General features: G+C 69.5%; 31 protein-coding genes. 30 read left to right on the top strand and 1 reads right to left on the bottom strand.

The window, feature by feature from the left end:
* A partial coding sequence (locus QN163_08985) for a SpoIID/LytB domain-containing protein (protein ID MDR5684146.1) occupies positions 1 to 1,127 on the top strand: 1,127 nt, incomplete at its 5' end.
* Between the two features lie 19 nt (positions 1,128 to 1,146).
* Positions 1,147 to 2,169, top strand: coding sequence for a tRNA preQ1(34) S-adenosylmethionine ribosyltransferase-isomerase QueA (gene queA, locus QN163_08980; protein MDR5684145.1), 1,023 nt, complete (start codon positions 1,147 to 1,149; stop codon positions 2,167 to 2,169).
* A gap of 8 nt (positions 2,170 to 2,177) precedes the next feature.
* On the opposite strand, the gene QN163_08975 is transcribed toward queA, so the two are convergent.
* Complete coding sequence (locus QN163_08975; protein MDR5684144.1) at positions 2,178 to 2,750, bottom strand: hypothetical protein; 573 nt, start codon at positions 2,748 to 2,750, stop codon at positions 2,178 to 2,180.
* A gap of 140 nt (positions 2,751 to 2,890) precedes the next feature.
* Here QN163_08975 and tgt point away from each other — a divergent pair, with 140 nt between their 5' ends.
* From tgt to QN163_08835, 28 genes are all read left to right on the top strand, one after another.
* Positions 2,891 to 3,994 carry a tRNA guanosine(34) transglycosylase Tgt gene (gene tgt / locus QN163_08970; protein MDR5684143.1) on the top strand — a complete coding sequence of 368 codons (1,104 nt, stop codon included), beginning with the start codon at positions 2,891 to 2,893 and terminating at the stop codon, positions 3,992 to 3,994.
* Positions 3,995 to 4,082: 88 nt separating this feature from the next.
* A complete protein-coding gene (gene yajC / locus QN163_08965) occupies positions 4,083 to 4,424 on the top strand; it encodes a preprotein translocase subunit YajC (protein ID MDR5684142.1) in 342 nt (113 codons plus the stop codon).
* A gap of 46 nt (positions 4,425 to 4,470) precedes the next feature.
* The gene (locus tag QN163_08960; GenBank protein ID MDR5684141.1) at positions 4,471 to 5,724 is read left to right on the top strand and encodes a Glu/Leu/Phe/Val dehydrogenase; all 1,254 of its coding nucleotides are present in this window, start codon (positions 4,471 to 4,473) and stop codon (positions 5,722 to 5,724) included.
* 18 nt (positions 5,725 to 5,742) lie between these two features.
* Positions 5,743 to 6,438: an HD domain-containing protein gene (locus QN163_08955; protein ID MDR5684140.1), complete on the top strand. Its 696-nt coding sequence runs from the start codon at positions 5,743 to 5,745 to the stop codon at positions 6,436 to 6,438.
* Between the two features lie 49 nt (positions 6,439 to 6,487).
* Positions 6,488 to 7,756 carry a glutamyl-tRNA reductase gene (locus tag QN163_08950; protein ID MDR5684139.1) on the top strand — a complete coding sequence of 423 codons (1,269 nt, stop codon included), beginning with the start codon at positions 6,488 to 6,490 and terminating at the stop codon, positions 7,754 to 7,756.
* A 28-nt stretch (positions 7,757 to 7,784) separates the two neighbouring features.
* Positions 7,785 to 8,681, top strand: coding sequence for a hydroxymethylbilane synthase (hemC, locus tag QN163_08945; GenBank protein ID MDR5684138.1), 897 nt, complete (start codon positions 7,785 to 7,787; stop codon positions 8,679 to 8,681).
* Between the two features lie 23 nt (positions 8,682 to 8,704).
* Positions 8,705 to 9,472 carry a uroporphyrinogen-III synthase gene (locus tag QN163_08940; protein ID MDR5684137.1) on the top strand — a complete coding sequence of 256 codons (768 nt, stop codon included), beginning with the start codon at positions 8,705 to 8,707 and terminating at the stop codon, positions 9,470 to 9,472.
* A gap of 1 nt (position 9,473) precedes the next feature.
* Positions 9,474 to 10,460 carry a porphobilinogen synthase gene (gene hemB / locus QN163_08935; GenBank protein ID MDR5684136.1) on the top strand — a complete coding sequence of 329 codons (987 nt, stop codon included), beginning with the start codon at positions 9,474 to 9,476 and terminating at the stop codon, positions 10,458 to 10,460.
* Positions 10,461 to 11,759, top strand: a complete 1,299-nt coding sequence (gene hemL / locus QN163_08930) for a glutamate-1-semialdehyde 2,1-aminomutase (GenBank protein MDR5684135.1) — start codon at positions 10,461 to 10,463, stop codon at positions 11,757 to 11,759.
* A 45-nt stretch (positions 11,760 to 11,804) separates the two neighbouring features.
* On the top strand, positions 11,805 to 12,524 hold the full coding sequence (locus QN163_08925) for a glycosyltransferase family 2 protein (protein ID MDR5684134.1): 720 nt from the start codon (positions 11,805 to 11,807) through the stop codon (positions 12,522 to 12,524).
* Positions 12,521 to 13,204 carry a bacillithiol biosynthesis deacetylase BshB1 gene (gene bshB1, locus QN163_08920; protein MDR5684133.1) on the top strand — a complete coding sequence of 228 codons (684 nt, stop codon included), beginning with the start codon at positions 12,521 to 12,523 and terminating at the stop codon, positions 13,202 to 13,204. The genes QN163_08925 and bshB1 overlap by 4 nt, the downstream gene beginning before the upstream one ends.
* Positions 13,204 to 14,826, top strand: coding sequence for a hypothetical protein (locus tag QN163_08915; GenBank protein ID MDR5684132.1), 1,623 nt, complete (start codon positions 13,204 to 13,206; stop codon positions 14,824 to 14,826). Before bshB1 ends, QN163_08915 begins: the two co-directional genes overlap by 1 nt.
* Complete coding sequence (gene ccmA, locus QN163_08910; GenBank protein MDR5684131.1) at positions 14,823 to 15,518, top strand: heme ABC exporter ATP-binding protein CcmA; 696 nt, start codon at positions 14,823 to 14,825, stop codon at positions 15,516 to 15,518. The genes QN163_08915 and ccmA overlap by 4 nt, the downstream gene beginning before the upstream one ends.
* Before the next feature lie 2 nt (positions 15,519 to 15,520).
* Positions 15,521 to 16,195: a heme exporter protein CcmB gene (locus QN163_08905; GenBank protein ID MDR5684130.1), complete on the top strand. Its 675-nt coding sequence runs from the start codon at positions 15,521 to 15,523 to the stop codon at positions 16,193 to 16,195.
* A complete protein-coding gene (gene ccsA / locus QN163_08900) occupies positions 16,192 to 16,860 on the top strand; it encodes a cytochrome c biogenesis protein CcsA (GenBank protein ID MDR5684129.1) in 669 nt (222 codons plus the stop codon). Before QN163_08905 ends, ccsA begins: the two co-directional genes overlap by 4 nt.
* 7 nt (positions 16,861 to 16,867) lie before the next feature.
* Positions 16,868 to 17,035: a CcmD family protein gene (locus tag QN163_08895; GenBank protein ID MDR5684128.1), complete on the top strand. Its 168-nt coding sequence runs from the start codon at positions 16,868 to 16,870 to the stop codon at positions 17,033 to 17,035.
* 10 nt (positions 17,036 to 17,045) lie between these two features.
* Positions 17,046 to 17,423: a cytochrome c maturation protein CcmE gene (locus QN163_08890; GenBank protein MDR5684127.1), complete on the top strand. Its 378-nt coding sequence runs from the start codon at positions 17,046 to 17,048 to the stop codon at positions 17,421 to 17,423.
* 173 nt (positions 17,424 to 17,596) lie between these two features.
* Positions 17,597 to 18,457 carry a c-type cytochrome gene (locus tag QN163_08885; GenBank protein MDR5684126.1) on the top strand — a complete coding sequence of 287 codons (861 nt, stop codon included), beginning with the start codon at positions 17,597 to 17,599 and terminating at the stop codon, positions 18,455 to 18,457.
* Positions 18,458 to 18,473: 16 nt separating this feature from the next.
* Positions 18,474 to 19,130 carry a Rieske 2Fe-2S domain-containing protein gene (locus QN163_08880; GenBank protein ID MDR5684125.1) on the top strand — a complete coding sequence of 219 codons (657 nt, stop codon included), beginning with the start codon at positions 18,474 to 18,476 and terminating at the stop codon, positions 19,128 to 19,130.
* Positions 19,131 to 19,227: 97 nt separating this feature from the next.
* On the top strand, positions 19,228 to 20,382 hold the full coding sequence (locus tag QN163_08875; GenBank protein MDR5684124.1) for a cytochrome b N-terminal domain-containing protein: 1,155 nt from the start codon (positions 19,228 to 19,230) through the stop codon (positions 20,380 to 20,382).
* A 4-nt stretch (positions 20,383 to 20,386) separates the two neighbouring features.
* Positions 20,387 to 20,635, top strand: a complete 249-nt coding sequence (locus QN163_08870) for a hypothetical protein (GenBank protein ID MDR5684123.1) — start codon at positions 20,387 to 20,389, stop codon at positions 20,633 to 20,635.
* Positions 20,636 to 20,638: 3 nt separating this feature from the next.
* Positions 20,639 to 20,839 carry a hypothetical protein gene (locus QN163_08865; protein MDR5684122.1) on the top strand — a complete coding sequence of 67 codons (201 nt, stop codon included), beginning with the start codon at positions 20,639 to 20,641 and terminating at the stop codon, positions 20,837 to 20,839.
* Between the two features lie 2 nt (positions 20,840 to 20,841).
* On the top strand, positions 20,842 to 22,011 hold the full coding sequence (locus tag QN163_08860) for a cytochrome b N-terminal domain-containing protein (GenBank protein MDR5684121.1): 1,170 nt from the start codon (positions 20,842 to 20,844) through the stop codon (positions 22,009 to 22,011).
* 7 nt (positions 22,012 to 22,018) lie between these two features.
* Positions 22,019 to 22,462, top strand: a complete 444-nt coding sequence (locus QN163_08855; protein ID MDR5684120.1) for a hydrogenase iron-sulfur subunit — start codon at positions 22,019 to 22,021, stop codon at positions 22,460 to 22,462.
* A gap of 175 nt (positions 22,463 to 22,637) precedes the next feature.
* Entirely contained in the window at positions 22,638 to 24,053 is a 1,416-nt protein-coding gene (locus tag QN163_08850; protein ID MDR5684119.1) for a cbb3-type cytochrome c oxidase subunit I, read from the top strand.
* A gap of 22 nt (positions 24,054 to 24,075) precedes the next feature.
* Positions 24,076 to 24,543 carry a cbb3-type cytochrome c oxidase subunit II gene (locus QN163_08845; GenBank protein ID MDR5684118.1) on the top strand — a complete coding sequence of 156 codons (468 nt, stop codon included), beginning with the start codon at positions 24,076 to 24,078 and terminating at the stop codon, positions 24,541 to 24,543.
* A 6-nt stretch (positions 24,544 to 24,549) separates the two neighbouring features.
* Positions 24,550 to 25,113 (top strand): c-type cytochrome, encoded by a 564-nt coding sequence (locus QN163_08840; GenBank protein ID MDR5684117.1) that lies wholly within the window; start codon positions 24,550 to 24,552, stop codon positions 25,111 to 25,113.
* A 10-nt stretch (positions 25,114 to 25,123) separates the two neighbouring features.
* Positions 25,124 to 26,089: a polyprenyl synthetase family protein gene (locus tag QN163_08835; protein MDR5684116.1), complete on the top strand. Its 966-nt coding sequence runs from the start codon at positions 25,124 to 25,126 to the stop codon at positions 26,087 to 26,089.
* Positions 26,090 to 26,121 lie beyond the last annotated feature (32 nt).

The raw sequence follows: 26,121 nt of genomic DNA, 5'->3' as shown, positions 1-26,121 counted from the left end.
GTGCGATCCTGGTCGCGCTCGCTGCGGTTGCGCTGAGCGGGGTTCCCTTCGCCCCGTCCGCGGGACAGGTGCCGCCGTCTGTGCGGGTGGGGCTGATGATCGGTCAGCCGGAAGTCACGCTCAGCGCGGATGGGCTCCTGGAGGTCGTCGATGTGATCTTTGACCGGCGCGAGCAGCTCAGCAGGGGGGCTTGGACGTTTCGCGCCGCGCCGTCAGGGATCGAGATCCCCGGGTTGACGCGCTACGGCGACGTCGTGCGCGTGCGGGCGGCTGGCGACCGGCCGGTGCGGGTCGAAGACAGGATGCGGGCCTATCGCGGCACGATCGAGCTGCGGAGGACCGAACGCGGGCTGACGGTCGTCAACGAACTGGAGCTGGAGCCCTACCTCTACGGGGTCATCAAGCTGGAGATCAATCCGGCGTGGCCCCCCGAAGCGGTGCGGGCGCAGGCCGTCGCGGCGCGGACACTGGCGGTGCACAGCCTGGGGCGGTTCGCCCGTGAGGGCTACGACCTGCGGGATACCACGGACTCCCAGGTATACGGTGGCGTGACGTTCGAGGACCCGCGGGCCACGGAGGCGGTGGACGCCACGCGGGGCCTGATCCTCGTCCACGCGGGGCGGCCGATCTTAGCCGCTTACCACGCCGACTCGGGAGGCCGAACCGAGAGCAGCGAGAACGTCTGGGGGACGGCCTACCCGTACCTGCGGGGCGTGGACGATCCATACTCCGCCGGCTCGCCCTACGAGCGCTGGGCGGTGAGTCTGGCGCTGTCGGAGATCGGCAACCGCCTGCGGCGGGGTGGGTTGGGGGTACAGGACTTGCGCGGTCTGGAGGTGGCGCGCACCAGCGAGTCCGGGCGGGTGCTCACCCTGCGCGTGCTGACCGACGGCGCTTCGTTGGAACTGACCGGCCACCGGTTCCGCCTCCTCATGGGCGCGGACGTGATCCGGAGCACGAAGTTTGCGGTCCGCGTGGAAGGCCCATCGGCGGTCTTCGAGGGCAGCGGGTGGGGCCACGGCGTGGGGATGTCGCAGTGGGGTGCGCGGGGAATGGCGATGCGCGGCATGACCTTCGCGCAAATCCTGCGGCACTACTACACCGGCGTCGAGGTCGTCGCCCGCTGAGATGCCGCGGGATTCCTCTGTGCGGCTGGCCGACTTCGACTACCACCTTCCGCCCGACCGGATCGCGCAATCACTTGCCCGACCGCGCGACGCCTCCCGGCTGATGGTCCTCGACCGCAGGACGGGCGCGCTGTCGCACCGGGTGTTTCGGGACCTCCCGGATCTCCTCTCCCCAGGCGACCTCCTGGTCCTGAATGACACGCGCGTACTGCCGGCGAGGCTGCGCGGTGTCCGGGATCCCGGTGGGGGGCAGGTCGAGGTCCTCGTGTTACGGGGTGCCGGAGAAGCGTCGTGGCTGGCGATGGTCCGCCCGAGCCGGCGGCTGCGCGAGGGTGTACGGCTCCGTCTGGCCGGCGGTCTGACCGCTACGGTAACCACCCGCCGGGGCGGAGGGGTCTGGCTGCTGGAGGTGCACGGCAACGCTGCGCTGCCGGAGGTGTTGCGGCGTCGAGGGCAGATGCCGCTGCCGCCCTACATCCGCCGGGCGCCCCAAGACCCGGAAGCCTACCAGACCGTCTACGCCCGGGTCGAAGGGGCCGTGGCGGCGCCGACCGCGGGGCTGCACTTTACGCCCGAACTGCTGGATCGTCTGTCAGCCCGCGGGATCGACCGCGCGTTCCTCACCCTGCACGTCGGCCCCGGTACGTTCCGACCGGTGAGGTCCCAGGACCCTTCCAGACACCAAATGGAGGCGGAGTACTACGAGATCCCTTCGGAAACCGCCGCTGCGATCCGGTGTGCGCGGCAGGCAGGACGGCGTGTGGTCGCCGTCGGCACGACGGTCGTGCGCACCCTGGAGACCGCGGCGACCGAGGAGCGGACGGTCGAGGCGGGCAGGGGGTGGACCGAGTTGTTCATCCTGCCCGGCCACCGGTTCCGCGTGGTCGATGCGCTGATCACCAACTTCCACCTTCCGCGCACAACGCTGCTGATGCTGGTCTGCGCCTTCGCCGACCGGCAGACAGTCCTGGCGGCGTACCGGGAGGCGGTCGAACGGGGCTATCGGTTCTACAGCTTCGGGGACGCGATGCTGATCAGATAGCAGTTCCGCTACGACAGCTCTGCGCGCGCCCAGCCGCGGGTGATCGGTTCCCACTCCTCGAGGGGGCGGCCCATATAGTCCGTCTCTTCGATCTGATAGCCCGCCGCGAGCAGGCGCCTGCGGGCCTCCTTCCAGTACCGGTAGTCCACCTGCCAGGCGTTGTCGCGGAGCGGGTTCTGATAGGCACCGATCCCTCCGAGGAGTTTCCGGAGGTTGGCGTCCTCTGCGGGGTCGGCGCGCACCTCCACGGCCTGGTTGATCGTTCCCAGGGCTTGGAGCTTCGGGTTGGCGGGCGCGTTGACCGGGGTGCCGCCGGGATTGTGGGCCGCCACGATCGGCGGGATCGAAGGGGCGGGTGGGGCCTGTGCGCCCTCACGCTGCGCCCGCAGCGCTTCGGCCTTCGCCCTGGCCGCGGCGGCTCGCTCCTCGCGCGTTTCCTGCGCCGCCGGTGCACCGGCTGCCGGTGTACCCTCCTGTGCGGCCTTCTTGGCTGCCCAGCGCGCCTTGGCTTCCTCGATGATGCGCCTGCGCTCCGCTGCCTTCTGCGGATCGTCCGCCGCCTTGTTCCGGTCCTCGGCCATCGTAGACCGCCTCCCTCTTGCGCGACCGCCTGCCGGCCGCCGGGCATACATTATACCGTGCTATACTGCTGGCCGGTGTGCTAAGAACGGGACACGTGGCGTCGATTCCTCGGGCATCCGCGCGACCCGGCGGCAGCGCCGTGCGCTTCGAGGTCCAGGTGCGCGCCGGAGCCGCCCGGGCCGGCCTGCTGCACACCCCCCGTGGGGTGGTCCCGACCCCGTGCTTCATGCCCGTCGGCACGCAGGGCACCGTGCGGGCCCTGGCACCCGACGACCTGCGGCGCATCGGAACGCCGATGGTCCTCGCGAACACCTTTCACCTCTATCTGCGGCCCGGACACGAGTTGATCCACCGGGCGGGCGGCCTGCACGCTTTCATGGGGTGGGACGGGCCGATCCTGACCGACAGCGGCGGTTTCCAGGTGTTCAGCCTCGCGCACCTGCGGCGCGTCGGCAACGACGGTGTCGTGTTCCGGTCTCCGTTCGACGGCAGCGAGCACGTCTTCACGCCAGAGCGCGTCGCAGAGATCCAGCAGGCGCTGGGATCGGACATCGTGATGCCGCTGGATGTCTGTTCCCCGTATCCATGCGGCGACGACGAGGCCCGCCAGGCCCTGGACCGTACGATTCGCTGGTTGGAGCGGGCACGGGCGGCACACCGCAGCCCGGCGCAGGGGCTGTTCGGCATCGTCCAGGGAGGTTTCGATCTCCGGCTGCGACGTCAGGCCGCGCTCGCGGTGGGCGCGATGGACCTGGACGGGGTGGCGATCGGAGGGCTGTCGGTCGGCGAGCCGCACGAGACGATGTACGAGATCCTGGCCACGGTGCTGCCGCTGCTGCCCGAGGACCGGCCCCGCTACCTCATGGGCCTGGGGTCGGCGCCGGCGCTGGCCGAGGCGGTGGCGCGGGGTGTGGATCTGTTCGACTGCGCCCTGCCGACGCGGGCGGCGCGCACCGGTGTCGTCCTGACGCAGAACGGGAGGATCAACCTCCGCAACGCGCGCTACCGCGAGGACCTGCGGCCGCTGGACCCGGCCTGCGCGTGCGAGGTCTGCCGGACGTTCTCACGGGCGTACGTACGGCACCTGTTCAAGGCGAACGAGATGCTGGGTCCGCGCCTGGTGACGTTTCACAATGTCTTCTTCACGACGCGCTGGATGACCGAAATGCGCCAGGCGATCGTCGGGGGGACGTTCGACGCCTGGCTGGCGGAGGTCCGAAGGCGGTACGCGACGCGATGGTGACGCGCCCGCGGCCGACAGGGAAAGAGCATCGCGAAGGGGAAAACCCCAGGTGGTCGAAGACGCCGCAAACGGCGCAGCAGGAGGCAGGATGTTCCTACAGGCGGACGGTGGACAGGCCGGTTGGATTGGGACGGCGATCTTCTACGTTTTAATCTTTGCGGTATTCTACTTGCTCTTGATCCGACCGCAGCAGCAGCAGCAGAAGCGGCGGCGCGAAATGCTCTCCAAGCTCCGGAAAGGGGATCGGGTCGTGACGGTGGGAGGGCTGCACGCGGTGATCACCGACGTGCAGGACGACCACATCACCCTCGAGCTCGCGCCCAATCTCAGGGTCAAGGCCGACCGATCGGCGGTAGGGTCGGTGCGCAGCCGTCAGGCGGAGTCCGACAGGGGCAAGGAGAAGGCGGCGGAGGCGAGCAGGCGGAGATGAGCTACTTCCGCCGCGATCCGGCGGGGTGATCGACGTGAGCCTCTTGATGGAAGCCCAGCAGGAGAACCCCTTCGACAGCGTCTGCCGCTGGATCGACCGAGCGGCCGCGATCCTCGGGTACGACGACTCCACCGCCAAGCCCCTCAAGCACCCTCGGCGTTCGGTCATCGTCGCGGTACCCGTAGAGATGGACGACGGCCGCATCGAGGTGTTCACCGGCTACCGGGTCCAGTACGACACCGCACGCGGGCCCTGCAAGGGCGGGATCCGCTACCACCCCGCCGTGAACCTGGACGAGGTGAAGGCGCTGGCAGCCTGGATGTCGATCAAGTGCGCGGTCGTGGACGTACCCTTCGGCGGCGGCAAGGGCGGGGTGGCGTGCGATCCGGCGCGGCTGTCCAACCGCGAGCTCGAACGCGTGACCCGACGCTACACCGCCGAGATCTTCGACATCATCGGCCCGGACAAGGACATCCCCGGCCCCGACGTAGGCACAACCCCCCAGGTCATGGCGTGGATGATGGACACGATCTCCATGAAGCGGGGGCACCTCGAGCACGGGACCGTGACAGGCAAGCCGGTGCCGCTGGGCGGCTCGCGCGGGCGCGAGGACGCCACCGGCCGTGGTCTGGTCGTGGTGGCGCGCGAGGCCTTCGGCGTCCTGGGCCTGCCCCTGGAGGGTGCGCGCGTCGCGATCCAGGGTTTCGGCAACGTGGGCTGGCACACGGCGAGGCTGCTGCACGAGGCCGGCGCGCGCATCGTGGCGGTCAGCGACGTCGCGGGCGGGATCCACCACCCCGAGGGGCTGGTGCCGAGGCTGGTGCGCGAGTACGCACAGAACACCGGCAGCGTCGTCGGTTATCCGGGCGCCCGCACGATCACCAACCAGGAGTTGCTCGAGATGGACTGCGACATGCTCGTGCCGGCCGCCTTGGAGAACCAGATCACGCCGCAGAACGCAGGCGTGCTGCGGGCCAAGGTGATCGTCGAGGGGGCGAACGGCCCCACAACGCCGGAGGCCGACGAGATCCTGCGGCGCCGCGGGGTCGTGGTGGTCCCCGACATCCTGGCCAACGCCGGCGGCGTGGTCGTGAGCTACTTCGAGTGGGTGCAGGACCGGTACGGGTACTTCTGGCCGGAGGCCGAGGTTCGCGCGCGTCTGGAGGCGAAGATGCGCCAGGCGTTCGCCGACGTCTTGGAGATGTCCGAGCGACTCAACCTGGACCTGCGCACCGCGGCATACTGCCTGGGCGTCCAGCGGATCGTCGAGGCGCGGCGGCTGCGCGGTCTGTACGCCTGATCCGAACGGGAGACGCCGATGGGCGTTGCCAGAGAAGTCGCGCATCCGCCCGGACGGGTGACCCTGCAGGTCGTCAAGGCCGATCCCGAGGTGGAGGCGTACGTCGAGAAAGCCAACGAGTACACCGGCATCCTCGGCTACACCGAGCACGGGTTTCGGCATGCGGGGTTGTGCTCACGCATCGCGTTCAACATCCTCCGGCGCCTGGGTAGCCCCGAGCGGGAGGCCGAACTCGCCGCCATCGCCGCCTATCTTCACGACATCGGCAACCTCGTGAGCCGTCTGAACCACGAGCACACCGGCGCGGTCCTGGCCGACGGCATCCTGGCCCGGCTGGGGATGGAGCCGGCCGAGCGCGCGGTCGTGATGAGCGCAATCGGCAACCACGAGGAATCCCACGGGCAGCCGGTGAGCCGTGTGGGCGCCGCGGTGATCCTCGCCGACAAGTCCGACGTGCACCGCTCGCGCGTGCGCAATCCCGATCCGGCAACGTTCGACATCCACGACCGTGTCAACTACGCCGTGGAGCACTCGTTCTTGCGGGTTGACGAGAAGGCGCGCGAGATCACACTGGAGTTGACGGTGAACACCGACAGCGCCCAGGTAATGGAGTACTTCGAGATCTTCCTCACGCGGATGATCATGTGCCGGCGGGCCGCCGAGTTCTTGGGCTGCGCGTTCAAGTTGCAGATCAACGGGGTAAAACTCCTGTAGCAGCAACCTGACAGCCCGGCGCGGTTTTTGCTATCCTGGCAGGCAGCGGATGCAGATCGTAGCGGTCGGCATGAGCCACCGTACGGCGCCGGTGGAGGCGCGCGAACGGGTGGCTTTTTTGGAGTCGAGGATCGGCTCCGCCGCTGCGTTACTGTGTCAGCGCGCCGGCGTCCGCGAGGCCGTGCTGCTGTCAACGTGCAACCGGACCGAGGCGTACGCGGCGGTCGACGACCCGGACGCTGGGGTGGAGGCCGTCGTTGCCTTCTTGTGCGCCTACCACGAGGTCGGCCGGCAGGACATCGAGCCCTACCTCTACGCGCATCGCGGTGTGCAAGCGGCTCAGCACCTGTTCCGTGTGGCCGCCGGGCTGGACTCCATGCTCCTGGGGGAAACCCAGATCCTGGGCCAGGTGCGCGACGCCTACGCCGCGGCGCGCGAGGCGGGATCCGCAGGACCGGTGCTCGGCGCGCTGTTCCGCGAGGCGATCGCCGCCGGACGGCGTGTGCGGCAGGAAACCGGTATCGACCGTGGCGCCGTCTCGGTCCCCGGCGCGGCGGTGGCGATGGCCCGCCGGCTGGTCGGAGACCTCAGGGGCCGCGCCGTGCTGGTCGTGGGGGCCGGTGAGATGGCTGAGCTGACCGTACGCCACTTGGCCTCCGCCGGCTGTGCTCCGATTGCGGTGTGCAACCGCACGCTGGACAACGCTCGCACGCTGGCCGCCATGGTGGGTGGTCGGGCGGTGCGCTTCGACGAGCTCGGCGGGCAGTTGGCAGCGGCCGACATCCTCGTGACTTCGACCGGCGCGCCGCACCCGGTCATCGAGGTCCCGCTGGTCAGGCAGGCCATGCACGGTCGGGGCCGGCCGCTGGTGATCCTGGACATCGCGGTGCCCCGGGACGTGGACCCGGCGGTCGCACAGATCGACGGCGTCCACCTGGTCAACATCGACGATCTGGAGGGCATGCGCGCGCAGACGCACGCCCGGCGGTCGAAGGCGGTGGCGCGGGCGGAAGCGATCGCCCGAGAGCACGCGGAGGCCTTCGGAGCATGGCTGCGCTCGGTGCGCGTGGTACCGTTGATTGCGGCGCTGCGGGCGCGCGCCGACGCCGTACTGGACGAGGAGTGGCGCCGCGTGCTCCCGCAGCTGGCGTCGCTGTCGGCTCGCGAACGGGAGACCGTTCGGGCGACGCTGCGGCGTGTGGTGAACCGGTTGCTGCACGCGCAGATCGTGCGCTTGAAGGACGTGGCGCGAGAGCACGATCCCGAGGTCGAATCTGCGCAAGCGGCACCGCAACTGGACGACGCCGCCGGTCCCTAACTCCCGAACGTCCCGGAGTCGCCAGGCATTGAACGTCGTCCGCGTGGGCACCCGCGGCAGCCGGCTCAGCCGGGCGCAGACCGACACGGTCACGGCCGCGCTGTCGGCCGTGCATCCGGGGCTGCGCTGCCAGATCTTGGTCCTGCAGACGACCGGGGATCGCTCCGAGGCACCGTTGCGACAGTCTGGTGCGACGGGTTGGTTCACCTCGGAGATCGAGCGTGCGCTGCTCGAACGGCGTGTGGATCTGGCGGTACACAGCCTCAAGGACCTCCCGACTGCGCCGACCCCAGGGCTCGTCGTGGCCGCCATACCGCCGCGCGAGGATCCCCGCGACGCGCTGGTCTCACAGCATGCGTCGTTGGATGCGCTGCCCTACGGGGCCCGCGTCGGCACGAGCAGCCCTCGGAGGGCCGCCCAGCTGCGGGCAGTGCGGCGCGACCTGGAGGTCGTGCCGTTGCGGGGCAACGTGGACACCCGCCTGCGCAAGGTGCGAGACGGCGAGGTCGATGCGGCGGTCCTCGCCGCCGCGGGGCTGCTACGGGGCGGGTGGTCGGAGGCGATCGCCCAGCTCCTCGACCCGGAGGTGTTGCTGCCCGCAGCCGGTCAGGGCGCGCTGGCGGTCCAGGTGCGAGAGGACGACGTCGAACTGCAGGCGCTCGTGGCCGCCCTGGACGATCCACCGACACGCGCGGCGGTGACCGCGGAGCGGGCATTTTTGCGGACCCTCGCCGGCGGCTGCTCGTTGCCGGCTGGTGCGCTCGCTACGGTGGGGGACGAGCTGGTGCTGAGGGTTCTCGTCGCCTCCGATGACGGGAGGCGCGTCGTACGGGCCACGCGATCGGGTCCGGTGGAGCAGGCGTCGGGCATCGGCGAGGCTGCCGCAAGACAAGTCCTGGCCTTGGCACCGATCTCGAAATGGTGATATCTGCACTGGACGCCACACCCATGCCATTGTCCGGTCAGCGCATCCTGATCACACGTCCTGCGCACCAGGCCGACGATCTGGTCCGCCGTCTCACAGACGCCGGTGCGGAGGCGGTCGTGGTCCCGGCGATCCGCATCGTGCCGCCAGCGTCGTATGGCGACTTGGACCGAGCGCTGCAGCGGCTGGACACCTACGACTGGGTGGTCTTCACCAGCCAGAACGCGGTCGACGCCGTCTTCGATCGGCTGACGGCCGCGGGGCGGGACGCGTCGGCGCTCGGTGGGACGCGGGTGGCGGCCGTGGGCGATGCCACGGCCGCGGCTTTGGAGCGCCGCGGCATCGCCGTGGCGCTTCGGCCGGACGACTTCACCGCCGACGGACTGCTGCAGGCGTTCGGTCGCCACCCCGTGGCCAGCGTCCGGGTGCTCGTGCCCCAGGCGGCCGAAGGCAGAGAGGGGCTGGTGGAAGGCCTCCGCAGCCGAGGCGCCGTCGTCGACGTGGTGGAGGCATACCGTACCGAACCCGCCTACAATGAAGCGAGCCGGCTCCAGCGGGTGCTGGAGGACGGGGTGGACGCCGTGGTCTTCGCCAGTCCGTCGGCGGTGCGCGGGACGCTGGAGCTGGCGGGCGTTGATGCCCTCGAGGGCGTGGCGTGCGTGTGCATCGGACCGGTGACGGCGCGCGCTGCCCGCGCGGCGGGACTGGAGGTTGCTGCGGTTGCCGACCCGCACACCGACGAGGGGATCGTGGCGGCGATCTTGCGTCTGTTCACGGGAGAGGAGGGTTGAGGTGGCGTCGTTACCCCATCGCGGCAGGCGGTTGCGGCGGACTGAGGCCTTGCGCACCATGGCGGCCGAGACGGTTCTGCGGCCGCACCACCTGATCGCACCCCTGTTCGTCAAAGAGGGTCTGCGCGAGCCGGCGCCCATCGGCGCGCTGCCGGGTCACTTCCAGCACACGCTCACCAGCATCGTGGACGAGGTGGGGTCCTTGCTGGACACCGGCATCCGGTCTGTGATCCTCTTCGGAATCCCTGGGCGCAAGGACGCCGAGGGCAGCGAAGCGTGGGCGGAGGAGGGCGTCGTGCAGAGGGCGCTGCGGACGCTGCGTTCCGAGTTCGCCGACCGCATCGTGCTCATCGCGGATCTGTGCCTGTGCGAGTACACCGACCACGGCCACTGCGGGGTGCTGAGCGGCGAGGGATCCACCGTTGGAATCGACAACGATCGGACGGTGGAGCTGTACGCCAAGATCGCGGTCAGCCAAGTACGGGCCGGTGCCGACATCGTGGCTCCGTCCGGCATGATGGACGGCCAGGTGGGGGCGATCCGGCGCGCGCTGGACGACGCGGGGATGTACGATGCCGCGATCCTCGCGTACGCGGCGAAGTACGCCTCGGCGTTTTACGGCCCGTTCCGGGAAGCGGCGGAGTCCGCGCCTCGGTTCGGCGATCGGCGCGGGTATCAGATGCAGCCGGGCAATGCCGCCGAAGCGCTGCGTGAGGTGGAGCGGGACGTCGCCGAAGGTGCCGATGTGGTGATGGTGAAGCCGGCGCTCGCCTACCTTGATGTGATCCGCGCGGTCAAGGAGCGGTTCGGCATTCCCACGGCAGCCTACAGCGTGAGCGGCGAGTACGCCATGGTTCAAGCGGCCGCCGACCGCGGCTGGTTGGACCGGGAGGCGGCGATGATGGAGACCCTGTTGGCGGTGCGGCGCGCCGGCGCCGACTGGATTCTGACCTACTTCGCCCGCGACGCCGCTCACCGGCTGCGTTAGATGCACCCTGGCAGCGGATCGCGCACGTGGTTCGAGCGCGCGCGGCGCGTGATGCCGGGAGGCGTCAACAGCCCGGTGCGTGCGTTCGGCGCCGTCGGTGGAATCCCGCCGTTCGTGGTGCGGGGAAGCGGAGCCTGGATCGAGGACGCCGACGGGCGTCGCTACGTGGACTACGTCGGATCGTGGGGTGCCTTGATCCTGGGGCACGCACACCCGGAGGTGACCGCCGCGATCCGGACGGCCGCCGCCGACGGCAGCACCTTTGGCGCCCCCACACCGTACGAGGTGGAGCTGGCCGAAGCTCTGTGCGAGGCCGTGCCGGCGATGGAGATGGTGCGCCTGGTCTCGTCGGGCACGGAGGCGACGATGAGCGCGCTGCGCGTCGCGCGCGCGTTCACCGGTCGTGCCGGGATCGTGAAGTTCGACGGCGGCTACCATGGCCACGCCGACGCGCTCCTGGTGTCCGCCGGATCCGGCGTCGCCACCCTCGGTCTGGCCGCCAGTCCGGGCGTGCCGGCGGGTGCCATCGAGCAGACGTTCTCGCTTCCCTACAATGACCCTTCGGCCGCGCAGCGATTGTTTTCCGAGCGTGGGAACGAGATCGCAGCCATCATCGTGGAGCCGATCGCGGGCAACATGGGCGTCGTCCCACCCGCACCGGGGTTTTTGGAGGCGCTGCGGGCACTCACCGAACAGCATGGGGCGCTGCTGGTCTTCGATGAGGTGATCACCGGCTTTCGGCTGTCGTACGGTTGCGCGCACGAGCGCTTGGGCGTGCGGCCCGACCTGGTGTGCCTCGGCAAGATCGCCGGCGGGGGGCTGCCGTTGGCCGCCTACGGCGGGCGCGCCGACGTGATGCGGCTGGTGGCTCCGTCCGGTCCCGTCTACCAGGCCGGCACGCTCGCGGGAAACCCCGTTGCCGTCCGGGCGGCACTCGCCACTCTGCGCGTGCTGCGCGAAGATCCGCCATACCGGGCGCTGGAAGCCCGGTCGGAAGCGCTGGCCCGAGGGCTCCGACAGGCGGGAGCGGACGCCGGGGTGCCTGTTCAGGTGAACCGGGCGGGCTCGATGCTGACTGTGTTCTTCAGCGCGGAGCCGGTCACCGACTACGCCACTGCACGCCGGGCCGACACCGACGGGTTCGCGGCATTCTTTCAGGGCATGCTGGCGCGCGGCATCTACCTGCCGCCCTCGCAGTTCGAGGCCATGTTTGTGTCGGCGGCGCACACCGACGTCGACGTCGCGCGGACGATCGATGCGGCGCGGGAAGCGATGGAGGCGGCGCGTAGACGGCAATAGTCCACGGGGGTGGGCCGCCGGGCGGCGACGGCTCGAGGAGTGCGTATGGAGAAGGTTCTCATCGTCATGCCCCTGTACAACGAGGAGGCGACGCTGCGCGACGTCCTGCGCGCGGTTCGCCGTTACGCCCCCGAGGGGGCGGACATCCTGGTGGTCGACGACGGGTCGACGGACCAGTCGCCGGAGATCCTGCGCGAGTTTCCCGATGTCCACGTCATCCGGCACGGAGAAAACCGCGGCTACGGTGCGTCGCTGATCGATGGCTTTCGGTACGCGATCGAGCGCGGCTACGACGTCGTCGTCACGATCGACTGCGACGAGCAGCACGAGCCGTACCTCATTCCGGACCTGTTGAGCGCGCTGGACGGTGTGGACATCGCGTCGGGCAGTCGCTACCTGCCAGGTTCGTCGCGAGGGCAGGAGACACCGCCCGATCGGCTGCAGATCAACCGAGAGATCACCGACCGGATCAACATCCTCACCGGGTACGCCATCACGGACGCCTTCTGCGGCTTCAAGGCCTACCGGATCGAGGCGCTGCGGAAGATGCAGCTCGACGAGCCGTCCTACGGAATGCCCCTGCAGGTCTGGGTGCAGGCGGCGCACCACGGGTTGCGGGTGCGGGAGATCCCCATCGGGCGGATCTACAAGAACCCACAGCGCCGCTTCTGGGGCGGTCTGGACGATGCCGCCGTTCGCCGTGCGTACTATCTGGACGTCCTGCGGCGCGAGGCCGACCGGTGGCTGGGGGAGCGGGTGAAGTGAGCCGGTCGGTCCTGGTCGTCGCTCCGCACCCCGACGACGGCGAGATCGGAATGGGGGGCACGATGGCCGCCCTGGTGCGCGGCGGGTGGCGGGTAACGCTGTGCGACATCACCGACGGCGAACCCACGCCGATGGGTACGCCGCAGACGCGCGCCCGAGAGGCCGGACGGGCGGCTGAGATCCTCGGCGTGGAGCGCATCACGCTCGATCTCCCCAACCGCTACCTGATGGACACGGTCGACAACCGCAGGGTGGTGGCGGAGGTCATCCGGCGAGTACGGCCGGATCTGCTGTTCGTGCCGTACTGGGAAGACGCCCACCCCGACCACGTCCAGGCCGCCCGTCTGGGCGAGGCGGCGCGCTTTTACGCGAAGCTCACCCGCACCGACATCCCGGGCGAGGTGCACTATCCGCGCCGCGTGATCCACTTCTTCTCGACCCACTACCGGTTGCACCGCCGACCATCGTTCCTCTTCGACGTCTCGGAGACGTTCGAAACGAAGATGCAGAGCGTGGCGGCCTACGAAAGCCAGTTCAGTGCAGCGCGCGGAAATCTGTGGATCCTGGACCAGATCCGGACGCAGGCCGCCTACTTCGGGTCGCTGATCGGTGTGCGCTACGCAGAGCCGTTCCTGCTCCGGGAGGAAGTCGGGTTGCGCACCCTGGACGGGCTCGTGTGATGGACGAGGGATCGGGAGCTTCGGCTGCGAGCGCGGTGGGTGGCGCGCAGGTTCGCGCGGCCGACCTCCGCATCCCGGAGCGCCACGGCGAGGTGCTCTGCGTTCCACCGAGGTCCGCATGGCTGGGTCTGGCGGCCCGCAACGCCGCGTCCTTGGACCACGCATCGATGGACCTGTCGGACCTTCCGCTCGGCGAACTGCGCCGGCAGACCCGTAAGGATCTGCTCGGCGCGGCGGGAGCGTTCTTGGCCCGCGTGGGAGCGGCCCCGGACGGGCTCCCCGAGGGCCCCCTGGTCGTCACCGGACACCAGCCGCTGTTTTTCCATCCTGGGATCTGGGTCAAGAACCTGCTGGTCGACTCCTGCGTCCGAGAAGGGGCGGCGGGCCTGAACCTGATCGTGGACACCGACGATTTCGAGGACATCGGCGTCGCCCTGCCCCGCAGGGACGGTCGGCTGGAAGTGGTGCACCGCAGTCTGGTGCGCCGCCCTCCGGACGTGCCGTTCGAAGCCGTACCCCCACCGTCGGCCGCGAACTGGGCGCGCTTCGTCGACGGCGTGCGGGCCGAGGTACAGACGCTGGGCAACCACGCGCTGACCGAGCGGGTCGATCGGCTAGCCGCTGCGGGGGCGCGCGCCCGGGCGGTGGCGGAGCACCTGGGTGAGTTCATGGCGTTGGTGCGCCGCGGGTTTGAGGGGGCCGGTCGCTCACCCCGCTACGGGGAACTGCCGGTGTCGGCGATGAGCCGGACCCGCGCGTTCCGATGTTTCGCGATGTGGATCCTGCGCCACCACGAGACCTTCCGAGAATGCCACAACCGCGCACTCGACGCCCACAGGGAACAAGAGGGAATTCGATCCGCCGCCCAGCCGTTCCCGAACCTCCGGCTGGACGGCGAAGGCTGCGAGCTTCCGTTCTGGGTCGTTCGCGACGGACGGCGCTGGCCGGCCAGCGCGGTGCGCAGAGGCGATGTGATCAGGGTGCGGGCACAGGGGCACGTGGTTACGACGGTGAGCGCGAAGGAAACAGACCCCGAGGCGCTTGCGGCGACGGAGTTGCGACCGCGGGCGCTGACCCTGACGATGTTCGTGCGGCTGTGCTTTGCGGATCTGTTCGTGCACGGGATCGGCGGCGGTCAGTACGACCGTGCGACGGACCGGTTGATAGCCGAGCTGTTCGGCGTCCGGCCGCCGCTGTTCGCCGTGGCCAGCGGGACCTTTCACCTGCCGCTGGGCCGGCACGCGAATCCCCGGGCGGATCGGCTGGCGCTGGAGCGCAGGCGGCTGGACCTGCAGCACAACCCGGACAGGTTCCTCAACCGCGGGGACGAGACGGTGAGCGCACTGGTGGCCGAGAAGTGGGAGCGCATCCGCCAGTTGGAGTCGGATTCGCTGACGCGCCGCCAGCGGCGCGAGATCACCCAGCGCATCCGCGCGATCAACCAGGCGCTCGCCCGGCACCTCGAAGACGAGATCCGCGCCATCGACGAGGAGTTGCAGGTCATCGCGGTCGAGGAGACCGAGCACGAGATCGCGACGCTGAGGACCTACCCGTTCTTCTTGTTCGATCCCGAGGAGTTGCGCGCCGCCGTTCGGGCGGCCTGCGGAGTACCGCAGACGTGAGTGCGGTCCGTCCGGGTGCGCCGCTGGTGGACACCGTGGGTCTGCGCAAGCAAATGGGTGGGCGCTGGGTGTTGCGGCACGTAACGCTCGCGGTGGGTCCGGGCGAGGCCGTGGCGATCTCGGGGCGCAACGGGTCGGGCAAGAGCACGCTGCTGCGCATCCTGGCCGGGCTTCGGCGACCGGACGGCGGCCAGCTGCGCCTGTTCGGGATCGACCCCCGGCAGGACGGGGTGGCGGTGCGCCGGCGGATCGGAGTGGTGGGCCACGAGCCGTTCCTCTACGGCGGGCTCAGCGTGGAGGAGAACCTGCGGGTGTTCTCGGCCCTCCATGGCGCCGACGCCGCAGCGGTGCGGAGGTGGCTGCGCGAAAGCGGCCTGTACCCGCGGCGGGACGACCTGGTGCGGGACCTGTCGCGGGGATGGCAGCAGCGCACGGCGCTGGTCCGTGCGATGGTGCACCAGCCCACCCTGTTGCTGCTCGACGAGCCGTTTACCGGGTTGGACGAGGAGGGCAGCGCCTGGCTGCGGGCTGCGCTGCGCGCGCACCGGGGGCGCGGCGGCGGGGTTGTGCTGACGACGCATCGCCCCGATGAGGTGGAGGGGGTGTGCGAGGCGTTCGCGCGCCTTGAGGCCGGTCGCCTCGTCCGGCTCGGGGAGGATCGGACGGACGAAGGGCCAGCAGAGGAGGCGTGAGCGTGCGGGCGTTCTGGGTCCTGCTGTACAAGGATCTGCGCATCGAACTTCGCACACGGGAGATGCTGGCCTCGATGGGCCTGATGACACTCATCGTCCTGGTGCTGTTCAGCTTCGCGGTCGGCCACCGCCGCGATCTGGTCGCAGCGGTGGTGCCGGGGGTGCTGTGGGTGACGCTCGCCTTCGCCGCCGTCGCCGGTCTGAGCCGCGCATACGGCATCGAGCAGGAGCGCGAGGCGGGTTCGGGCGTGCTCGCCGCTCCGGTGGACCGCGGCTGGATCCTCCTCTCGAAGGCGGCCACCGGTTTTTTGGCCATCCTCGCGGTGCAGGCTGCGGCGCTGCCGTTGCTGGCGGTCCTGTTCGACTACGATCTGTGGCCCCACCTGGGCCGACTCGCGCCGGTGCTGCTGCTGGGCGGCGCGGGGCTGGCGATCGTCGGCACCCTGCTGGCGGCCATGAGCGCCGCCACGCGGCTGCGGGAGGTCTTGCTGCCGTTGTTGCTTTTCCCGCTGGCGATGCCGTTGCTCGTTGCCAGTCTCAGCGCGACATCCAAGGTGCTCGCCGGGCTGCCGCTGGCCGCGTCGGTGTCCGAAATGAGGTTGATCGCCGCCTTTGATATAATCCTCGGGGCTGCAAGCGTCCTGCTGTTCGAGGGTGTCGTGGAGGAGGGGTTGTGAGGCGCGTCGACAGCGTGCTGTGGTGGACGCTGGTGGTCGCGATGGTCGCCTCCCTGTACATGGTCTTCCTGTACGCGCCCACCGAGCGGATCATGGGACCGGTCCAGCGTATTTTCTACTTCCACCTCGCGCTGGCGTGGGTTGCCTTCGTCGCTTTCTTCGGAGTGTTCGTCGGCGGGATCCAGTACCTGCGCACGCGCAGCACATGGTGGGACGAACTGGCCGCGGGGTCCGCCGAGGTCGGGGTGTGGATGAACGGGTTGGTGATCGTCACCGGATCGATCTGGGCAAGGCCTACCTGGGGCGTGTGGTGGACGTGGGATCCGCAGGTGACGGCGACGCTGATCATGCAGCTGATGTACATGGGCTACCTGCTGCTGCGTAGCGCCGCCGACGATGAACGAAGGGCGCGGTTTGCGGCCGCCTTCGGGGTCATTGCGTTCCTGAACGTGCCGATCGTGTTCTTCTCCGCGCGGCTGCTGCGCGGGATCTCACCGGTCGTCTTCACACGTCAGGGCATCGGGCTGGAACCGGAGATGCTGTACACGCTGCTGGTTTGCTTGGCCGCGTTCTCGCTTTTGTACGCCGTGCTGCTCGGTGTTCGGATGCGCATCGCTTTGCTCCGGGCGGAGGTCGCGCGCATGCGGGCGGAGCTGGCGACGTGAGGGCGTCGTGACGTACCTGTTCTTCGGATACCTCGTCGTGTGGGTCGGGCTCGCGATCTACCTGGCCGCGCTGCAGCGGCGGGCGGGCGCCCTGGAGCGCGAGGTGCACAGCCTTCGCGAACAGCTGGCCGCTTCGGGGTCCCGACCGGATCCCGCGGATCCGGTGCGGGTCTGAGGGGTGTTCGATGAACCGCCGCTACGCCGTCCTGGTGACCGTGATCGTCGCCGCGCTCGCGTACCTGATCTACGGCGGGGTGCGTTCGGCGGCCGTGTACTATGTCACCGTCGGGGAGTTGCTCGAGAGGGGAGAGGCGGCCGTGGACGTCCCCTCTCGGGTCGCGGGGACGGTGGCCTCAGGATCGATCCGCCGCGAGGGGTCGCGCATCCGGTTCACGCTGCGTGACGAAGGCATCGCGCTGCCGGTGGTCTACCAGGGCACGGTGCCCGATCTGTTCACCGACGAAGCGGAGGTCGTGGTCGAGGGGCAGCTGCGCCGCGACGGCGTGTTCGCCGCGACGGTGCTGTTGGCGAAGTGCCCGACCCGGTACGAGCGGGACACGTAGCGGGTCGCAGCGGACCGGCCCTTGACGGTCAGCCCTCGACGCCCGACCATGGGCGTCGGACCTTCACGGACGGGAGGGCCCGCGGGGCCCTCCTTGCGTTTGTCGAAGAGGAATCGCTCGAACGCAGGTCAAAACACAGCACAGCCGGTGTGAGACCATTGCCGGGAGGTCGGATGCGGCCAGTTGCCGGCGCCGCGCTGATCGCGGCGACGTCGGTGTTGCTCGTGGGCTGCCAGCCATACGTGCGGATCGGGTCGCCCGACCGTCCCGCCTACGAACCGCTGGCCGGCTACGTCCACCGGATGAACTTCATTCCCCAAAAGCCCAACGCCGACGGAGGCAAGCGGGTCTACGAGGCGCGCTGTGCCGTCTGCCACGGGCCCGAGGGCCGGGGCGACGGACCGATGGCGCCGCAGCTGGTGGCCCCGGAGAAGGACCCGTACCGGGACGTGCTGCGCATCTTCCGGATCCACCCCAGGGGCGAACCGCTTCCCAGCCGGCCTGCGCGCTTCGACAACCTCGACCAGATGCGACTCAACACGCCCTTTTCCATGTTCGAGGTGATCGACCGCGGTCGGCCGCACACCGCGATGCCGGGCTTCCGCCACCCCGCCTACGGCGCCGACAGCCTCGCCGACCCTCCGCTGAGCGAGCAAGAGATCTGGAACGTCCTGTTCTGGGAGTGGAGCCGCATGACCACGCGCGACAAACTCGCCGAGGGTCGGCGCATCTACCAGCAACAGTGTGCCGCCTGCCACGGTGAATCCGGCGACGGCAACGGTCCGGAGGCCGCTCGCATCCGCCAGGAGATCTGGACGTGGGGTCGCGGCGTGGGCCCCGGGATCTTCACCGACCGCGACTGGATGGCCTACCGCAAACCGACGGAGCTCTACCAGCGGGTGTTCGAAGGCGTGCACCGCCGTGGCATCGAGCTGATGCCTGCGTACGGAGATCGCCTGACGTCGGACCAGATCTGGGCTGTGGTAGATTATCTGTGGACGTTCGTCTACACGCTTCCCGAAGACCTGCGGTGAGCCAGGAGCAGCCACGATGGCCGAGAGGGGAGTGAACCGCCGCACGTTCCTGCGCGCGCTAAGCGCGATCCCCGTGCTCGGTGCGCTGGCGGCATTCGCGGCGCCGTTACTGCGCTATCTCAAGCCGAACCTCGACCCCGGGCTGGGGCTGCCGGAAGGTCGGCTGCGCAGTCTCGCGGAGATGGATCTCCCGCAGGGGGAGCAGCTGGCGTTGGGACGCGTGGAGGAGCTCGCCGAACCGTGGTCGTCGCGAATCTTCGTGTACACGCAGCGCTACGCGCAGTACACGCCCGAGCAGGCGCGCGTGGCGACGATCCCCGGCGTGGCCATCAGGCTGCCGTGGAAGGTCAGCTTCCCCGGGTTCAAGCAGGGCGAAGAACCCACCGACATCGTCATCTTCTCCCGGATCTGTCCGCACCTGGGCTGCATCTTCAACTACGTGCCCAACTGGCGGGAGGTCACCGCGGGCTACGGAGGGTACGTCCCGCCGGAGGAGCGGCGCCACGGGCTGATGGCGTGCCCCTGCCACCTGTCAATCTACGACCCCGCGGACCGCGACCGACCGGGACGGGTCCTCTCCGGCCCGGCGCCACGGCCGCCGTACTACTTCACCTACGAGATCCGCGACGGCGTTATCGTGATCACGAGCGCCGAGCCCGGAGGGATCGCATGACCCCGAGCTGGGGCCTGCGGTTCGTGGCTTGCCTTCACGCCGGCGCGGCGGACCCGCAGACGACGACCCCCGACCCCGAAGCGCCGAGGCCGTCCTGATGCTCGACCGCGTACGGGAGTGGCTGCGCGAGCGCAAGGAGAAGCTCGACCTCTTCGACGAGACCAACGTCGACCGGCTGGACAACCCGCTGTACGCGCTGGGCCACATCGTCTACTTCTCCTGGATCGTGGTCTTCGTCACGGGTGTTTTGCTGATGATCTGGTACGAGCCGACGACCCACGGCGCGTACAACTCCATCCTGCGCATCCAGCATGAGGTGCCTTTGGGCTGGTTGATCCGGGGCGCCCACAAGTACGCCGCAGATATGCTGATCCTCGCGATCATGCTGCGGATCTACCGCATGTACTTCCTCGGCGAGTACAAGCGCCCGAACGAGTTGACGTGGATGATCCTGTTCGCGTCCCTTGTGCTGGCGATGATCTCCGGGATCACGGGCTATCTGCTGATCTGGAACCAGCGCGCGTTCTGGGCAGCCAAGACCGTGCTCAGCGTCGCGGTCTACCTAGACCAAATTCCGATCATCGGTGCGAGCAAGTTCGGCAGCGCGATCGCCTTCATCTTCCTCGGCGGCCCGGCGGTCGGGCAGGGGGCGCTGACGCGTTTTTACGCGATCCATTTCGGGATCTCCGCGTTGTTGCTGATCGCCGTAGAACTGTACTTCATCTTCACTCGGCGCAAGCGCTTCGGGCTCTCGCCGACGGCGATCGTCGTCTTGCTGCTGATGATCGTCGCCACCAGCTACATCTTCCCCGCCGAGATGGGCCGGCGCGCCGACCCGAACCGGACGCCGCTGCCGATCCTGTCGGACTGGTACTTCTTGGCGCTGTACCAGTACGTGAAGTACACCCCGCCGCTGTGGGCCGGACTGGGGCCGGGATTCCTCATCACCTACGGGATGCTCGTCCCGTTCCTCGACCGCAGCAAGGGCCGCCGACCGTCCGAACGCCCCTTCTTCACGGTGGTCGGCGTCATGGCCCTCACGTACTTCGTGGTGTTCACAACGCTGATCATGTTCAACATCGCAGTCATCGACCGGGATCCGCACATCGTCCTGGTGATGACCAGCGTGGTGCTCGTGATCGGATTGCTGCTCGAGTTGCGGTACCGGCGCCGCCGGCGGGCGGCAGAAGCGGCGGCGCCGAAGCCGCCGCCCCGCGTGGTGGGGGCGCGGCCGGCGCCGACGGCAGGGTAGGGCGGTGCGCGGCGTGATGTTCGTCATGGCGTTTGCAGCCGCGGTCGTGGCGTTCAAGCAGGTGTTCGGCGCCTACAGTGAGGCGGTGGCGGTGCAGACCGCGGTCGCGTGGGCCGCGGCAGTCGGGTGGACCGCGCTGCTCGTCGGGGCGTTCCTGTACGCGGGCTTCTTGATCTACGCAACGGATCGGGCTGCTGGGAAGTTGCGCCGCCGCCTGCGACTGTACGAGAGATTCCTGGGTAGAGGGTCATAGGCCGTGGAACGCTCACGCGCGGTCGTGTACATGGCGCTCATCGTCCTGCTGGCGATGGCGGCGCTGCTGTGCGTGGCACTGATCGTCTACGGCGAGTGGTTCGACCACCGCCGGGTCGGCGCCGGCGCGCTGGGCGTGCTGCTCATCATCTACTCGTTCGTCGTGCTGCTGTTCCGGAAGGCACACATCACGGCCGAGGAGTGACGGTGTACCGGCCGCTGCTGCAGAGGATCCAGAGCGCCACGCTCAAAGTGGACGTGGCGATCAACCGCGTATACCCGCAGGACTTCAACCCCCTGTACTATACGGGCGGGCTGAGCAACCTGTTCCTGACCGTCCTGGTCGTCTCCGGGATCCTGATTTGGCTGTACTACGAGCCCAGCCTGGAAGGCGCGTACGCCTCGGTGCAGTTCCTCTCGGACCAGGTGCCCTACGGGGTAATTTTCCGCGGCATCCACCGGTACGCAGCCGACGCGTACATCGTGGCCGTGTTGTTGCACCTGTTCCGGAACTGGTTTACGGACCGCTACCGCGAAGCGCGCGACAGCCAGTGGTTGTCGGGGATGGTGCTGCTGGTGTTCTCGGGCATCGCGGGCGTTACCGGATATCTGCTGGTGTGGGATCAGCGCTCCCAGTTGCTGACGAGCATGACGGTGCAGGCACTGCAGAGCGTACCGCTGATCGGCGGCTGGCTGGCGCACGCGTTTTTGGGTGGACCGGGGCTGAGCGATGCGACGATCGTGCGGTTCCTCTTCCTGCACATCGCGCCGGCGATGACGCTGTACATCCTCCTGTGGTGGCACTACGTGCGGCTGCGCCACCCGAAGGTCTGGCCGCCGGCGCTGTGGGTCTTGTTCGGGATCGGGTTGATCTTCGTGCTGGCCGCAGCGATTCCCGCGGCGAGCGGGCCGCCGGCGCAGCCGGGGGCGACGCCCGAAGGCTTCGAGGTCGACTGGTTCTACCTGTGGCCCTACGTGCTGGCGCGATGGATCGCGCCGGGGTGGGCGCTCGCGCTGGTCGCCGCGCTCGTGGCGTACGGAATGTACATCCCGTATTCCCTGCGCGAGACGCCCCAAGAGCGCGGGCTGCGCGGGTTGGGACAGGCGGTGGTCGTCGACGAGAACTGCACCGGCTGCGAGCTGTGCTACTTCGACTGTCCGTACAACGCGATCTACATGGTGCCCAGCCCGTACCCGGGCAAGAGCAAGGCCGCGGCGAACCGCAAGCTGCTGGCCGTGGTCGTGGATCCGCGCTGCGTGGAGTGCGGGATCTGCATCGGCGCTTGTCCCTTCGAGGCGCTGGAGCTGCCGCGCCTGCTCGAACGGGACGTGCAGGCACAGATCCGTGCCGGCGCCGGGGCGGCGGTCACGGCGTGAGGTGAGGATGGACAGCGTCGAGCCTGTGGTGCAGGACAAGTCCAAGAGCCAACCGGCCGGCCGCGTGGTCGGGTTCCTGTGCGACTGGGCGGTCAGCAGCGAAGGCCTGCTGAACCCGGACGGCACCATGGTCACCCTCCCGGACGTCGTGCTCATCCGCGTGCCTTGCTCGGGCTTCGTCAAGCCGGCGTGGCTGGAGCTGGCACTTCGCAGCGGCGCTGCCGGTACGTTCGTGTGCGGGTGCCCGATGGGCGACTGTCTGAACCGCGAGGGCAACTGGATCATCGAGGATCGCATCGAGGCGCTGCGCAAGCGGTTGCAGCGGCAGAAGGTGAACCCCGCGCGCATCGGGTTCTTGGCCTACGGACTGCACGACCGCAGGGAGTTCATCGACGCGGTGCGGTCGTTCCGGGAGGAGGTCCTGCGGATCTGGGCGGAGGAGAAGAAGTGATCGGGCGGTTCGGGCCCCGGAAGCTGAAGTCCTATATCTGGTACGCAGTCTTCTACCTGCTGTTCTTCGCGCTGCTGCTGTTCGTGGCCGCCTTCGGTCTGGTCGCGGAGGCATGAGCGACGGCGGCGCGCGGTCGTAGGGGCGGTGCAGGCTGGCCGTCCCGCGGAGGGGTCGCTTGCTCGCGTGGATGTTGAGCGACGAACAGTGGAGCGCCGCCCGCCGGTTCGCCTACCTCGGCACGGCCTGGGCGTTGGTGGGCGCAATCTACGAACTGTTGATCGCCGCGCAGCTGGCCTGGCCGGGCTTTTTGGCGGGCAGTGCCTGGTCGTCCCACGGTCGGCTGGTCGCGGTCAGCCGCGACGTGTGGATCTTCGGTGCCTGCTCGCACCTGCTGATCGCCGCGGTCCTGAGGCTGGCGCCCCAGTCCGCGCGCGGACACCTGTGGGGGGAGAGGACCGCCAACCTCGCTTTCTGGCTGTGGACCGTCGCGCAGGTGCTCGCGTGGTGGTACCTGACCGTGGGCTGGACCCGCGGGCGCGCGTTCGGCGAGGCGCCGTGGCCGGCCGACCTGCTGCGGGTGGTGGCCGGGTTGCTGCTGCTGTGGGTGGTGTGGCGGACGGTGAGCGCGGCGGCCGTGGAGCCGCCGGCCTGGTACTTCGCCAGCGCACTGGTGGCCTTCCCGCTGGTGCTGTTGCTCGGAAAGGGTCTGTTCTCGCCGTTTGCCAATCCGTACGCCGGTGTGCCGGACGCGCTGGCGCAGGCGTTCTTGCAGTCGGGTCTGAACTGGCTGTGGCTGGGCATATTGTCCGGCGGTGTCCTGGTGGCCTTGGTCCCCGTGGCCGCGGGCCGCGCGGTCTTCGCGGCCGCGCTGCCGGCCGCGGCGCTGCTGGGCATCCTCGCGTTCGCCCCGCTCGCCGGGCCCGCCGCGTTCGTGTGGGGGCCGGTTCCGTTCTGGACGCAGACCGTCGGGGCTGTCGCGTCGCTGCTGCTGGTCCTGCCCGCCGCGACGTTGCTCGTGGTGGTGTGGACGACGGTGGGGGGCAGGTGGACGGCCGCCTGCGCCAGCCCGACGCTGATGCTGTTCACCGTGGGGGCGTTCGCGCTGGCCGGCTCAGCGTCGGTCGGTGCGGTCCACGGCCTCTTGGGCCCCAGTCGGGTGGTGAACCTGACGCTGTGGGTCGAGGGTCAACGGTTGTTGTGGCTCGGCGGGATTCTCTCGATCGCCGTGGGGGCGGCGTACGCGATGCTGCCCTCCCTCGTCGGCCGGGCGCTGGCGAGTCGCACCCTGGCGTGGTGGCAGGTGGGATCGACGGTGGCGGGGTGGGCGGTCGGCGGGTTGACGCTGCTTTTCGCCGGACTGAGTCAGGGAGCGGTGTGGGCGACGGGCACCGTACCCTTCGCCCACGGAGCCGCGGCGGTCTCGCCGTTTCTCGTCGTGTACGCGGTCTCGGCCGGTCTGCTCCTCACCGGGCAGGCACTGTTCGCCTGGAACGTCTTTTTGACCGTGGATTCCGGCGAACCGGCGTCGGCTGCCGAGCGCGACCTGTCCCCGCCGGCGCAGGCGAGGCTGGTGGGGGAGGCGGGTACATGACGGTGCGCGCGGGGGAGCGCCTGTGCAGCTGAGCGTCCGCCCGATCGTGCTGTTCGCCGTGGTGGCCACGGTCAGCGGGTTTGTGGCCACGGTCGCCCTGCCCTCCGTCGGACCGGCCGCTCCGGGGCCCGCCCTGACTCGGGAGCAGGAAGCCGGCAGGGCCGTCTACGTGCGGGAGAACTGCATGGTCTGCCACACCCAGCAGGTGCGCACGATCGAGTCGAGGTTCGGGATGATCGCCGAACCCGGCGACATCGGACAGGCGGCGGACTTCGCCGCCTACGCCGGACAGACCCCCGCCCTGCTGGGCGGGCGGCGCGTGGGGCCGGACCTGCTGCGGGTGGGCGCGCGCATCGAGGGGGCCCAGGAGATCATCGCGCTGCTGCGCGCTCCCTCCGAGCGAACGCCTGGGTCGCGAATGCCGTCCTACGCGCACCTCTCGGACGAAGAACTGCGCGTGCTGGCGGCCTACCTGTTGAGTCTGAAGTGAACTGACATGGCAGAACCCACGCCTCCTACGCAACCTTCCGGCCACCGCCCACCGCGCGGTCTGCTGGTGCTGTACGTCCTGCTGCCGGTGTGGGCGGCGGCGTACCTGTTCGTGGCCGGCGGACTCGTGGCGCCGGAGGTCAGCCCCGTTGCCCGCCAGATTCCGGGCGTCTCGAGGGCGCCGGGTGTGGCGGAGGATCCGCACGCGGATCAGATGCGCGCGATCGTCGAGGTGGTGCCGGCGGACGCGCGCGACGATGAGCCGCCCACAGAGATCACCGAGGCGATGCTCGCAGACGCGGAGAGTCAGTACCGGGCGCTGTGCGCCGTCTGCCACGGTCCGACCGGACGCGGCGACGGCCCGGCCGGCGCGACGCTCAACCCGCCGCCGATGAGCTTCCACAGCCCCGCGTTCCTGGAAACCCCCCGCGGGGTCAGCCACTGGGTCATCCGGCACGGTCTGGGCACCACACCCCGCCGGAGCGGGATGCCGGCGTTCGCGGCACTTTCCGACGAGCAGGTGTGGGCGCTGGTCGAGTACCTGAAGCGCCTGGGCAGACAGAGTCCCTAGATGAGACGGGATGGATCCCCTGGTCGCCGCCTACGCGCCCATCCGCCGTGACCTAGACGATCTGCACGGACTGCTCCGGGACGAGTTGACGGCGGGCGAGCCCTTCCTGGCGGAGCTTGTGGCCCACGTGTTGCAGACGCGCGGCAAGATGGTGCGGCCGGCCCTGGTGTTTTTGTGCGCGCAGATCGTGGGTGGGGCCGGCGACGACCGCCGCCTGGTCGCCGGTGCGGTTGAGCTGATCCACGTCGCCTCACTGATCCACGACGACGTCATCGACGAAGCCGACCGTCGCCGCGGGCAGTCGACGCCCAACGCGCGGTGGGGCAACCACGTCGCGGTGCTGCTGGGCGACTACCTGTTCAGCAAGGCCTTCCACATGCTGGCCCGCGTGAGGCGCGCCGACGTCGCCCCGCGCATGGCGCTGGCTACGGTGCGCATGAGCCAGGCGGAACTGTTGCAGATCCGCTACGGCAACACGCCGCACACCGACGAGCAGGTCTACTTCACGATCGTCGAGGGCAAGACGGCGCAGCTGATCGCCTCCGCCTGCGCCGGCGGAGCGGCGGTCGCCGGTGCCGACGCGCACACGGCCGCCTGCCTGGAGACATTCGGGAGGCACTGGGGCGTGGCGTTCCAGATCACCGACGACACACTGGATCTCACCAGTAACCCCGAGGTGTTGGGCAAGCCGATCGGCAGCGACGTCCGGGGCGGAAAGGTCACCCTTCCGCTGATCCACGCCCTGCGCAGCGGGACGCCCGACGATCGGGCGCGCCTGGAGGCCCTGATCCGGGACGGTGCAGCCGCAGACGCTGTGCGCGAGATCCTGGGCCGCCACGGCTCGATCGCCTACGCCCTGGACGTCGCCCGCCAGCACGCCGAGCGCGCCCTCGACGTGCTGGCTCGCTTTCCGCCCAGCGCCGCCCGCGACAGCCTGGCCGCCCTCACCGAGTTCGTCGTCGCGCGCCGCCACTGACGGCGGGGGGCTGCCGTGGCCGTGCGCCGGGG

It is taken from the genome of Armatimonadota bacterium (genome assembly GCA_031432545.1).
Lineage (GTDB): Bacteria > Sysuimicrobiota > Sysuimicrobiia > Sysuimicrobiales > Sysuimicrobiaceae > Caldifonticola > Caldifonticola tengchongensis.
Note: the sequence above shows the minus strand (reverse complement) of the source record. Positions and strands in the feature narration are given on the sequence as shown.